Here is a 13177-nt window from a genome sequence, read left to right as displayed (position 1 = left end):
GAGGTACTATATATACAAAATAATCGGTTTATTCACACATTCTTTTAAAGGACGGTATTATGGCAGAAAAAAACATGGTTATGATTGACGGTAATACGGCCGCCGGTCACGTGGCTCACGCGTTGAGCGAAGTAATCTCTATTTACCCTATTACGCCTTCAAGCCCTATGGGTGAAGTTGCGGACGAATACTCGGCGAAAGGGAAAAAGAATATTTGGGGCACGGTTCCCGACGTTGTGGAAATGCAGTCGGAAGCCGGTGCGGCGGGTGCCGTGCACGGCGCTTTAACGACCGGTGCATTGAGTACGACTTTTACGGCATCACAGGGTCTTTTGCTGATGATTCCGAATATGTATAAAATCGCGGGAGAATTGACGAGTACCGTTTTCCACGTTGCCGCCCGTGCACTCGCAACGAGCGCTTTGTCGATTTTCGGCGACCATCAGGACGTAATGGCGTGTCGCCAAACCGGCTGGGCAATGATGGCGTCGAACAGCGTTCAGGAAGTTATGGATTTGGCCGTTATAGCGCATTCGTCGACGCTTAAAACGCGCGTGCCGTTTATACACTTTTTTGACGGATTCCGCACTTCGCACGAAATTCAAAAGATCGAAGAAGTTTCGTTCGACGTTATGCATAAAATGATTGACGACGAACTCGTGCGCGCTCACCGCAAGCGCGGCTTGTCGCCCGAAAATCCCGTCGTGCGCGGAACGGCGCAAAACCCGGACACATACTTCCAAAGCCGCGAAGCCGTAAACAAATACTATGAAGCCGTGCCCGGCATCGTACAAAAAACGATGGACGAGTTTGCGCAATTAACCGGCAGACACTATCACCTGTTCGATTACTTCGGTGCGAGCGATGCCGATAAGGTTATCATTTTAATGGGCTCCGGTGCCGAAACGGTTGAAGAAACGGTTGAAGCGCTGAACGCAAAAGGCGCCAAAACCGGCGTACTCAAAGTCAGGCTGTACCGCCCCTTCGACGCCGCCGCCTTTGTAAAAGCGATTCCTTCTTCCGTTAAGGCTTTAGCCGTACTCGACCGCACAAAAGAACCCGGTTCTTTGGGCGAACCCTTGTATGAAGACGTACAAACCGCTCTTGCCGAACTCGGACGCAAAATCGATACCGTCGTCGGCGGCCGCTACGGTTTGGGCTCGAAAGAATTTACGCCCGCAATGGTAAAAGGCGTATTCGAAAATCTCGACGGCAAAAAACAAAACCACTTTGTCGTCGGCATCAACGACGACGTTTTGGGCAAAAGCCTTCCGTACGACGCTTCGTGGACGCTTGAAGAAGAAGGCACGAACGAAGCCATGTTCTACGGTTTGGGTTCCGACGGTACGGTCGGCGCGAACAAAAACTCGATTAAAATCATCGGAGACGCCCGCCCCGAACTCAACGCTCAAGCGTATTTTTCGTACGACTCCAAAAAGTCCGGCGGGTTTACCGTATCGCACTTGCGTTTCGGTAAAAAAGCCATCCGCCGCCCGTATTTGATTACGAGCGCCGACTTTATCGCTTGTCATAAGTTCACCTATATGGAAACATATCACATGCTCGAAACGGCGAAAAAAGGCGCATCCTTTTTGCTGAACAGTCCCTACGATGCGAAAACCGTATGGGCGCACATTCCCGTCGAGCAGCAGCAAGCCATTCTCGACAAAAAGATGAACTTTTACGTTATCGACGCGTTTAAGATTGCGGAAAAAGCCGGAATGGGCACACGCATAAACGTCGTCATGCAAGCCGCGTATTTTAAGATTTCGGGCGTTTTGCCCGAAGCCGAAGCCGTAGATTATATGAAAAAATTCATCGAAAAATCCTACGGTAAAAAAGGCGCCGACGTCGTTCAAAAGAACATCGCAACCATCGACATGGCTTTGGCCGCCGTCGAAAAAGTGGATTATCCGGCACACACCGAAGGCGATATTCACATGAAGCCGGCGATGGCCGATTCTTCCGATCCTTTTGTACGGGACGTTTTGGGCGTTATGGCCGTTCAGCAGGGCGACAAACTGCCGGTAAGCAAACTGCCCGCCGACGGTACCTTCCCGACGGCGACGACTCAGTTTGAAAAACGCGCCATTGCCGAAAAGGTACCCGAATGGGATCCTTCCATTTGTATTCAGTGCGGACAGTGCGCGCTCGTATGTCCCCATGCCGTTATCCGCATGAAGGTGATTACCGACGCTCAGGCAGCTGCGGCTCCGAAAGCGTTTAAAACCGCCGCCGTCAAACCGAAACCCGAAGACGGCAAAAAGGTTGTGTTACAGGTTTCGACCGAAGACTGCACGGGCTGCGGCGTATGCGTTACGGCCTGCCCCGTTAAGAGCAAAACGGATGAAACCAAGCGCGCAATCAACATGGTGCACTATACGCCCGAAATCCGCGAAGCCGAAGCGAAAAATTGGGAATATTTTATGACGCTGCCGGATGCGGATCCCGCCTCGCTGAATTTGTCGACGGCGAAGGGCTTGGCCTTTAAGCGCCCGCTGTTCGAGTTCAGCGGAGCTTGTGCGGGTTGCGGCGAAACGGCGTATATCCGCCTGATAAGCCAAATGTTCGGTGACCGTGCCGTTATAGCGAACGCCACCGGCTGTTCTTCCATCTACGGAGGAAACCTGCCGTCTACGCCCTATGCAAAAGACGCTTCGGGTCGCGGCCCTGCATGGTCGAACTCGCTGTTTGAAGACGCGGCGGAATTCGGTATGGGTATGTGCTTAACCGGCGATAAACTGAGCGAATATGCGCGCGAAGTTGCTTCTTCTGTTAAAGAAAAAGGAATCGCCGCGAACCTTATCGAAGAGATTCTTGCAAACGCTCAGGGCGACGATGCCGCGATTGTGCAGCAGCGCGCCGACATCGATGCGCTTAAAAAAGAACTCGCTTCGTCAAAGGAGCCTGCCGCGCAGGAACTTCTTTCGCTTACCGATCATCTTCTCAAGCGTTCTCACTGGATTATCGGCGGAGACGGCTGGGCATACGATATCGGCTTCGGCGGTTTGGATCACACGATCGCTTCCGGACGTAACATCAATATTTTGGTACTCGATACGGAAGTATACTCGAATACCGGCGGTCAAATGTCCAAGGCGACTCCTATCGGCGCGGTAGCCAAATTCGCCGCGTCCGGTAAGGTGAACAGCAAAAAAGACTTGGGCATGATTGCAATGAGCTACGGCTATGTGTACGTCGCCCACGTCGCTTTGGGTTCAAATATGAACCAGACAATCAAAGCGCTCCGCGAAGCGGAATCGTACAACGGGCCTTCGATCGTCATTGCGTACAGCCCCTGTATCAACCACGGTATCAACATGAGCGCAACGCTGACGAATCAAAAAGAAGTCGTTTCCAGCGGCTTATGGCCTCTGTACCGCTACGATCCGCGGCTTGCCGAGCAGGGCAAAAACCCCTTCCAGCTCGACAGCAAAGAACCGGACTACGACCTTGCGAACTTTATGTACAAGGAAGTGCGCTTTAAGAGCTTAAAGCTGGCGAACCCCGACCGTGCGTCGATGCTGTTGGATAAAGCGATTGCTCATGCCAAACGTCAGTGGAAAGAATACAAATATTTGGCCGACCGGGATTTTTAACCGATTCCGCTCAGGCTGAATATCGATAGGCCAACGGGCTGTCAAAAAAGGAAGTCAAACGGCGACCTTTTGCGACAGCCTTTTTTTATATACATCGAATTAATGAACCTTGATTAAAAAGGCGACATATGTTACTTTGTAACGGAATGAAAGGGCGCATTTTTTTAGATATTTGTATTTTTTTATCTATTTTTACCCTTTGTACATGTAAAGCGGCGCCCGAAAAATCAGCGGCTGCCGACAATGCGCCCATCGTATCGGCGGCAACTCTTGCGCCGCAAACGGTGGCACGGCAAGCTGCAAATGGCGTCGCTGTGTATTCCGCTCAAGAGCATCAAGAGCAAGCCGGGCGCATAGAAGTCGCGTATGAAATTCTTGAAAAAGGAAGCTACGGCAGGGAATTTGCCCCTGCGGTGATCGAAAACCAAGCCGATTTGGACAGACTGTATGCGCTTTTGCACGGACATTCGTCCCCGCCGGCACCGAAAATCGATTTTAAGCGGAAAAAAGTAATCGCAGTGCGCGCGGGGCCCTTTAATACCGGCGGCTACGGCATCAAACTTTATTCCGCGATCTATACACAAGACGGCTTGGAAACCGTGTTCTTAATAACCGCTCCGGAGCCCGGTCAAATAGTAACGCAGGCTTTTACAACTCCCTATCTTATAATCGGCATAGAAGTACCCCCTTCAACGCCCGTTTCCGTCACGCTGCAAGGGTATAAACCGGGGTTTGATTTTATACAAGATTAACGAAAGCAGGGGAGGACTGAGCTGTGCAAAACGTATATACCGATACGCGGGTTCTTGACCGCGCCGCCGTAAGCCGGTTCGGTTTAACCGAAGATATTTTAATGGAAAATGCCGCTTGTGCCCTCGAAGCAGAGATTATTTGCGCTTTACAAAAAAACGACCGCTATGATAAAGAATGCCGGGTGCTTGTCGCCGCAGGCGGGGGCGATAACGGCGGCGACGGCTGGGCCCTTGCGCGCAGGCTGAACGGCCGCACGGGTGCGGGCTTTTCCTGTTCGGTTGCGGTGCTTGAAGTTTTTCCGCCCAAATCGCAAGCGTGCATGAGGCAAGCCGAACGTGCGCGCTCGGCAGGCGTTCCGGTTATCCGCAATTTTTCGCGCACGGATTTTATAAAAGGCCGCCACATTATCGTCGATTGTATTTTCGGAAGCGGCTTTCACGGACCCTTAAGCGATAAAATCGAAAAACTTATTGCCGCTCTCAACAAGGCCGATTGTTTTAAAATCGCCTGCGATGTTCCGAGCGGTATAGATTCAAAAGGCTGCGGTACAACAGCCTTTTGCGCCGACATAACCGTGTGCATGGGCGCGCTTAAAACAGCGCTGTTCAGCGACTTTGCAAAAAATCATACGGGAAAAATCATAACCGCGCCGCTGGGTATTCCCTCTTCCCTTTTTGAAAGCGGCGAAAAATCGGGGAAAAACGCCGAAGTTGCGGAGCCCGCGCAAATTTCCGCTGCGGCAGAGCCGGTAGCGCCGGCAGCTTTTGGGTCTGAAATACCGGCGGCGTTTTTGCTTGAAGCGTCGGACATGAGGCTCCCGGAGCGCTTTCTTCCTTCCGTGCATAAGGGCGACTTCGGGCATGCGGCCGTGTATACGGGGGAAAAACCGGGCGCGGGAATAATCGCCGCATGCGCCGCCTTCCGCTGCGGGGCGGGCTTGGTAAGCCTCGTACCTGTCGCCGGGCAATCGGCGCCTGCAGTGAAAGCGGGGCAAAACGCACTGCCGCCGTACACGATTCCTCCCTACCTCATGCAAAGTTCCGTTTTGCCGGAAAAAGCGAGTGCCGTTGCCGCGGGCATGGGCTTCGGACGGAATGATGCCCAAGGAGCCGCGGAGCGTGCCGCCGAACTTTTCGCTGTACTGAACGAAAAACGCAAGCTCGCGTGCGTTTTGGACGCCGACCTTTTTTATCACGCCGACATAAAGCATTTGCTTAAAGCGCGCCCTTCGGGTTTGGTACTGACGCCACACCCGAAAGAGTTTCAGTCATTGCTTTTGCTGTGCGGTTTGGGATCCGTTTCGATCGGGCAAATCGCCGAAAACCGCTTGGAACTGGTAAAGGATTTTTGTTCGGCCTATCCCGGCGCGGTACTGCTCCTTAAAGGTGCAAATATGACAATCGGCTATTGCCCCAAAAAGGGCGGCAAACAGAAAGGCGGAAAAGCCGAGTTGTACATCAATACCTTCGGTATGCCCTGTCTTGCAAAGGGCGGAAGCGGCGATGTGCTTGCAGGATTGGTGTGCGCCTTCCTCGCGCAAAAGTACGAACCGCTCAATGCGGCAATTCAAGGCTCTCTGCTTTTAGCCGCCTCTTCACGTTTGCAAAAATCGTCGTACGCGTCAACACCTTTTACCCTGATACAAAGTTTGGAAAAGCCTGAAAAACTGAAAAAAACTTTGGAAGGATAAGAAAATCGAATTTTTGTAACATCGTTTATTTTTGTGTCAATCATATTGATAAATATTGAATAAAGATTTATTATTAAATTATAATTCAGTATTGATAGAATAGAAAGGAGAACGTTTTGAGCGTGCGGGCGGTATGCAGGTATTAAAAGAAGAAGTCAAAGATAGAATTCTGACGGCTGCGGAAAAAGTATTTTATGAACAAGATTACAGAAGTGCAAAGCTGACGGATATTGCAGAACAGGCTGATATTCCTGTTGCGCTTATTTATACCTACTTCAAAAACAAAGAAGGATTATTTGATGAAGTAGTCGCAGGCGTATTGGATAACATCATTAAGATGATGGAAGATGAGGAAAAGATGGAAGCCGGAAGCCCCTATGAAAGATTTAATCGGGGCGGAGCATCTCAACTTCCCAAACTGTTAAAAAACAGAATTAAACTCATCATTTTAATAGACAAGAGCTCGGGAACGAAACATGAGAATGCAAAAGATATGTGGGTCAAGCGGTTGGAACAGCATATAAAAGACGGTTTAAAAAGATATTCAAAAACCAAGCACGATCCCATGCTTGCTCATATTTTGGCAAATAATTATGTTGAGGGACTTATGGAAATTGCACGGCACTATAAAAATGAAAAATGGGCAGAAGATATGCTCTTTGTTCTTAATAAGTGTTATTTTAACGGCGTGGAATCGCTTTAATATAGAATAGAAGAGAAATAGAATAGAAGAGAATTTATTTTAGGAGCGTTCAAGCGCTCCTTATTTTATCTGTCAATATTGAATAAATATTCAATATTGTTCGGTTTTAAAGATAAACAAATATACATGTGCATTATAGATGTAGAGAGGAGTAGATATGACTGAAAAAGAATTGAAAAAACAGGTAACGGGTAAAACCTTTTTGTCCAATGTGCTGCTTGCGCTTAAAATAGTGTTTGACTTACTACCGCAGGTTTTATTGGTACTGGTAATAAGCAGCCTATTTTCGGGAAAAGCGGAAAGAGAATATTTTAAAATGATTGCCGTAGGTATTTTCATCTCGTTTATGCTCAAGGCGTGTTGTAATTATCTTGCCGTAAAGACAGCTCATGACAGGGCTTTTAGTACATTGACGGAATTACGGCTTGCCATAATTGAACACCTTAAAAAATTGAATTTAGGCTTTTTTAAAAAGCATACTACCGGCGAGCTTACAAGCATTGTTGAACACGATGTAGAGCAGATTGAAATATATCTGGCGCACGGTCTTCCGGAAATTATGGCGGCAACTCTTCTTCCTGTTCTGGTTTTTATTGCAATGCTTTTTATAGATTACCGGCTCGCATTAATAATGATTACAGGGGTACCGCTTATGTTCCTTGTACAACAATTATCTGCAAAGACCATGCAAAAAAAATTCCAAATATATTTTGAACGAGAAATGCAGATGAGGGAAGATATGATGGAATATGTAAAAAATATTGCCGTCATAAAGGCCTTTGCAAAAGAAGAGTGTTTTAGCGGTAGGACTTTGGATTCTGCACGCTCTTATGTGCAAGATGTAAAAAAGAGTATGGGTGCCGTTACGGGTCCGATGGTGCTTATAGATATTTTTATGGAAGCCGGAGCGGTATCGGTTATGACGTTAGGAAGTATACTGCTCTTACATAACAATATTTCTACCGCTCAGTTTATATTGTCCGTTATCTTATCTTCGGTATTTGTGTCGGCAATAAGTAAAACCGCAACGCTCCATCACTTTTCCATCGTGTTTACTGAAAAGCTCAAAAGCATAGCGGTGATTCTCTGTGCGCCTCTTGCAAAAGAAAAGATCAGCGAAAAACTGAAAACGGGAGATATAGAATGCAAAAACGTACATTTTAAGTATGAAAAAGACGGCTTTGCGTTAAAAGATATTACGGTACAATGTAAAGAAAACACTTTAAATGCGCTTGTCGGGCCGAGCGGCTGCGGTAAAAGCACGCTTGCGAATCTTATCATGGGTTTTTGGGACGTTGATTCAGGCGTGCTCACAATTTCGGGTAAAGATATTTCACGCTATGATACGGACAGCATTTCCGCTCTTATTGGAAGTGTTCAGCAGGAAGTAATTCTTTTTAATATGAGCATTTTTGAAAATATCGCGATCGGTAAGGCGGGCGCTTCGGAAGCGGAAGTTATAGAGGCCGCCCAAAAAGCACGATGTCATGATTTTATTTCCGCCCTGCCTCACGGCTACAACACAAAGGTAGGAGAGATGGGCGTAAAACTTTCGGGAGGAGAAAAGCAAAGAATATCCATTGCCCGGATGATTCTTAAAAATGCCCCTATTCTTATTTTAGATGAAGCGATGGCTGCGGTTGACAGCGAAAACGAAAAACTCATAAACGAGGCGATCGAAGAATTAAGAAAAAATAAAACGGTCATCACGATTGCGCATCACCTGAACACCGTACAAAACGCGGACAAAATAATCGTTATGGATAAAGGCCGCATACTGGATTCCGGCACACATGAAGAATTGATTTCGCGATGCACCTTTTATAAAGAAATGGTCGAAGCCCAAAACAAAGTAGACAACTGGCGAGTAGGGTAAAGGAGTATTTATGTATAAAGAATTATTTGCATTTTTGAGTAAGCGGGGAAAAATCGATGTATGTATTTCTTCTCTGTTTTTTACCTTGTACGGATTGAGCTCCGTGGGGATGTTGCTTACGGTGTTTTCGATGTTGTTTAAGATTGCTGCCGGGACTGATGTGCATGGGCTCTACGGGGCTTTTGCAATGCTGATAGGCTTGGTCGTTTTTAAGGGACTTTGCAATATGCTTGCCGACTTAAAAAAGCACGGAGCCGGCTTTGATGTGGTGCAGCAAATACGGGAGCGGATGATTGTAAAATTAAAGCTGTTTAGTTTGGGATTTTATACGAATGAACGGCTGGGAGAATTAAATACGATTCTTCATAAAGATGTGGACAATATGTCTATGGTGGTCGGTCATATGTGGCCGCGGATGTTCGGTGATTTTCTCATTGCTCTTGCGGTATTTATAGGCCTTTGTTTTATCGACCTTAGTGCAGCCCTTGTTATGGCCGCGTCGATTCCGCTTTCGCTTGCCTATCTTTTTTACACAATTAAAGGAGCACAAAAAACGGAACATAACAATAATTCCGCCCTTGCCGATATGGTGAGTTTATTTGTTGAATATGTACGCGGTATTCCGGTGCTCAAAAGTTTTTCGCATAATAAAAGTCTGGATAATGAACTTTTTGAAAAGACAAAAAAATTCGGAGAAACAAGTAAGGCTGCGTCCCGTTTTAAGGCAAGACAGCTTTCGGTCTTTTCGTTTTTAATCGATGCAGGGTATTTTGTTCTTTTCATTTATTCAGGTCTTGCCGCGTTACGTGGAAGCATGGATGTGCTCAGCTTTATGATTATCGCAGTCATTTCAAAAGAATTTTATAAACCTTTTGCAGCTATGGAAACGCACTATATGTATTATGTGTCTGCCGTAGACAGCTATCACCGCTTGGGAAAAATTCTTCATGCCGAGGTAATAGCCGATAAAACGGACGGAGTTTCTCCTGCACAAAACGATATTGTTTTTAACGATATAGAGTTTTCTTATGAAGAGGATGAATTCAAAATGAATGGAGTAACTTTTTCCGTTCCGGAAAAAACGATGACCGCGCTTGTAGGAGAATCGGGAAGCGGTAAGACGACGGTTACGAATTTGCTGTTGCGGTTTTACGATGTGCAAGGCGGAAGTATTACGCTCGGCGGAATTGATATACGAGATATTCCCTACGATGAACTTTTGGATCGCATCAGTATTGTTATGCAAAATGTGCAGCTATTTGATAACACCATCGAGGAAAATATCCGAGTAGGAAAAAAAGGAGCAACAAAAGAAGAAATTATCGAAGCTGCAAAAAAGGCAAAGATTCACGATTTTATTATGAGCTTGCCGAAAGGCTATGAAACGGATATTGGAGAAAACGGAGGTCTCTTATCCGGCGGACAAAGACAGCGGATTTCCATTGCACGAGCATTTTTAAAAGACGCACCGATTTTAATCCTCGACGAGATGACCAGCAATGTCGATCCCGTAAATGAGTCTTTAATACAGGATGCCATTATAAAACTTGCAAAAAACAGAACGGTCATAGTGATCGCTCATCATTTAAGGACTATTCAACAAGCAGATCAAATTCTTGTCTTTCAAAAAGGCAGTCTTATCGAAAAAGGAAAACACGATGAACTTTTGGAAAAAGATGGGTACTATGCGCGGCTTTGGAAAGCACAATACGGGAGCGGAATGTGCTCTCGCTAAAAGATATTTCGTATAAAACAAGGACAGGTCTTCTCATTCTCGACAATATAAACCTCGAAATAAAAAAAGGAGAATTTGTTGTCATTACCGGAAAAAGCGGAAGCGGGAAGAGCACACTCGGCTCTGTTATCAACGGCCTTATCTCGCATTACTATGACGGAGTATTAACGGGCGAAGCTTATCTAAACGGAAAAGATATACGCACTATGGAGCTTTCACAAATAGGCTGCATGGTAGGCTGTGTATTCCAAGACCCGCGAAGTCAGTTTTTTATGACCGATCCTTTTAGTGAAACGGCATTCGGTTGCAGCAATATGCTTTTGAACAGGGAAGAAATACTGAAAAGGGTAGACAACAGTTTGAAACTGCTTGGAATAAATCATCTAAAAGAGAAGAGTATCTTTAAACTTTCAAGCGGTGAAAAACAAAAACTGGCTATAGCGTCATGCTATGCGATGTCGCCTGACATTTTTTTGTTCGATGAGCCTACAGCCAATCTGGATATTCATTCCATCTTTGATTTGGAAAACATGTTACGGAGCTTAAAAGAAGAAGGAAAAACCATTATCATTTTGGAGCATCGATTATTTTATCTTTCGGCCTTATGCAGCCGTATGCTCGTTATGGATAAGGGAAGAATTACGGGAGAATTCTCAAAAGACGAATTTTTTGAGCTGCAAAAAAACAATAAAAATATTCGACCCATATATTTGGAAAATCTCGATACGGTTCATTCTAAAAGTATTGTCGATAAAACTACCCCATTGTTTGAAATAAAAAATATTTCATATTCACATTCAAAACAGGAAAAAACCGATGTGCTTAAAGACATATCGATAAGGGCTTATGAAAAGGAAGTTATTGGCATTATAGGTGAAAACGGAGCGGGTAAAACAACTCTTGCTAAATTGTGTACAGGCTTATTAAAAGAAAAAAGCGGAAACGTTTTGATTAAAGGAGAAAAGCGTAGCTATAAGAAAAGGGCGGGAAGTATGTATTTTGTCATGCAGGACTCCGACTTTCAACTTTTCGGTAACACCGTAGAGGATGAATTGGATATAGGAAAAAAAGGCGGCGGTTTGAACGGCACGGAAAAAGAAACCGTTTTATCGGATTTTGAAATTCTTGATTTAAAAGAATGGCATCCGCTTGCCCTCTCAAGAGGTCAAAAGCAACGGCTTACCATTGCAGCGGCTTTTTGCAATAACTGTAAGATACTTTTTTTAGATGAACCGACAAGCGGTTTGGATAAACATTCTATGGATTTAGTTTCTAAAAGTATTCTCACTGAGGCAAAGGCAGGTAGGCTTATATTTGTAATATCGCATGATTATGAATTTTTACTGTCTGTCTGCAACAGAATTATTTATTTAAAAAGCGGAATGGTTCACGCTGATTTCAATTTAAATAATGATACCAAGAAAATGCTTTGGGAGCTTTTAAGTAAAAAAGAGGAAAGGTGAAGTGAATACAAAAAGAAAAGCGGATCCGAGGACGGTACTCGGCATTGTATTTATTTTTATCTCGTTCGGTCTTGCCGTCAATAAGCCTCTCTCCTCACATGTTTTACTTATTATTTGTAATTTCTATTTATGGGATGTACGCGCTTATCGTGAATCCGTTTTATATAGCGGAATGTATAGTATCATTGCCGTGTCGATGTTTTATATTCATTATATTCCGAATTCGACAATTGCTCTCATGATTGTATCTTTAAGTTATTTTATTCAAAAATTCGTTATTGCGGTTATGATGATTATATTCTTGAAAAAGAAAACTTCCATGCCCTCTATTATATCGGCTATGCAGACGATGAAATTTCCAAACATAATAGCAATTCCCTTAATCGTTGTATTTAGGTATTTACCGTCCTTAAAAGAAGATTACGGCTGTTTAAAAGACAGTTTAAAAATAAGAGGAATTTCTATTTCGGGCTTACGGTTTTTAATTCATCCCATTCGTTCTTTGGAACTTATAATTGTTCCGATTTTATTTAGAAGTCTTCGCATAGCTGAGGAACTTTCCACATCGGTTTTGCTGAGAGGAATTGAAAATTATAAAAACAGAACAAATATCTATCCGCTCAAATTTACGAAAACGGATTTTGTATACGGATTATGTACGGCTATTGCTGTGGGTGCGGTATCGTACTTACAGTTTAGTAATATTTTTTAAGGAGAATGTCATGGAAACAAAGACAAACAAGTTGAATGCGCGGGATTTTATTTTTATCGGAATCTTCGCTGCGGTTGCACTATTAATTTTCTTTATTACGGGAGCACTCGCTGCATTAACGCTTTTCGGCACGATAGCCAATATCCCGATTACGCTGTTTTTTGTATCGATAGCATTTATGCTGGCGGTATCAAAGGTAAGAAAAACGGGCGTCTTTTTTATTATGGGGATAATTATCGTTTTACCGGGATTTATGGCAGCAAACGGAATAGGCGTCGGCCTTTCAATTATCGGCTGGTTCATTGCGGAGACTCTTGCGTCAACGATGAAGTACAAAGATAAAAAAGCAATTATTCTGTCCTATGTGCTGGGCTCCACATTGCAGACAGCCTTGTTCACCCTGCCTATGTATCTTTCGCATGGAGAATACTTTGTGCAAAGAAAGGAGATTTTACATTTAACGGATGAAGCTTTACAACAGTATTTGCAGGTTGTGGGTTCATGGCAGATGTACGGATCAATGATTGCATTAACAGTTATAACAAGTTTCGCGGGAGCGTGGCTTTCTATGCGGATATTAAAAAAACATTTTGAAAAAGCGGGGATGGTATAAGCGGATAATTTTGTCTGTATATTTTTTATCTTC

The 13177-nt window shown here is 44.7% G+C and carries 9 protein-coding genes; all 9 read left to right on the top strand.

Features of this window, described 5'->3' with window-relative positions; translation table 11 throughout:
• Window positions 1-59: 59 nt before the first annotated feature.
• The 9 genes from nifJ to HMPREF9194_RS09850 all read left to right on the top strand — a co-directional run bounded on the left by nifJ (window position 60) and on the right by HMPREF9194_RS09850 (window position 13144).
• On the top strand, window positions 60-3599 hold the full coding sequence (gene nifJ / locus HMPREF9194_RS09890; protein ID WP_016526232.1) for a pyruvate:ferredoxin (flavodoxin) oxidoreductase: 3540 nt from the start codon (window positions 60-62) through the stop codon (window positions 3597-3599).
• A gap of 146 nt (window positions 3600-3745) precedes the next feature.
• Complete coding sequence (prcB, locus tag HMPREF9194_RS09885; RefSeq protein WP_051127883.1) at window positions 3746-4351, top strand: dentilisin complex subunit PrcB; 606 nt, start codon at window positions 3746-3748, stop codon at window positions 4349-4351.
• Between the two features lie 23 nt (window positions 4352-4374).
• A complete protein-coding gene (locus HMPREF9194_RS09880) occupies window positions 4375-6042 on the top strand; it encodes a bifunctional ADP-dependent NAD(P)H-hydrate dehydratase/NAD(P)H-hydrate epimerase (protein WP_016526230.1) in 1668 nt (555 codons plus the stop codon).
• Between the two features lie 133 nt (window positions 6043-6175).
• Window positions 6176-6745 (top strand): TetR/AcrR family transcriptional regulator, encoded by a 570-nt coding sequence (locus HMPREF9194_RS09875; protein WP_016526229.1) that lies wholly within the window; start codon window positions 6176-6178, stop codon window positions 6743-6745.
• A gap of 157 nt (window positions 6746-6902) precedes the next feature.
• Window positions 6903-8621 (top strand): ABC transporter ATP-binding protein, encoded by a 1719-nt coding sequence (locus tag HMPREF9194_RS09870; RefSeq protein WP_016526228.1) that lies wholly within the window; start codon window positions 6903-6905, stop codon window positions 8619-8621.
• A 10-nt stretch (window positions 8622-8631) separates the two neighbouring features.
• Window positions 8632-10356 carry an ABC transporter ATP-binding protein gene (locus tag HMPREF9194_RS09865; RefSeq protein ID WP_016526227.1) on the top strand — a complete coding sequence of 575 codons (1725 nt, stop codon included), beginning with the start codon at window positions 8632-8634 and terminating at the stop codon, window positions 10354-10356.
• Entirely contained in the window at window positions 10344-11819 is a 1476-nt protein-coding gene (locus HMPREF9194_RS09860; RefSeq protein WP_016526226.1) for an ABC transporter ATP-binding protein, read from the top strand. The genes HMPREF9194_RS09865 and HMPREF9194_RS09860 overlap by 13 nt, the downstream gene beginning before the upstream one ends.
• A gap of 1 nt (window position 11820) precedes the next feature.
• Complete coding sequence (locus HMPREF9194_RS09855; RefSeq protein ID WP_016526225.1) at window positions 11821-12531, top strand: energy-coupling factor transporter transmembrane component T family protein; 711 nt, start codon at window positions 11821-11823, stop codon at window positions 12529-12531.
• A gap of 10 nt (window positions 12532-12541) precedes the next feature.
• Window positions 12542-13144 carry an MptD family putative ECF transporter S component gene (locus tag HMPREF9194_RS09850; RefSeq protein WP_016526224.1) on the top strand — a complete coding sequence of 201 codons (603 nt, stop codon included), beginning with the start codon at window positions 12542-12544 and terminating at the stop codon, window positions 13142-13144.
• The last annotated feature ends 33 nt before the right edge of the window (window positions 13145-13177 follow it).

Origin of the sequence: Treponema maltophilum ATCC 51939, assembly GCF_000413055.1 — a bacterium.
Classification (GTDB): Bacteria; Spirochaetota; Spirochaetia; order Treponematales; family Treponemataceae; genus Treponema_C; species Treponema_C maltophilum.
This window is presented reverse-complemented; position numbering and strand designations above follow the sequence as displayed.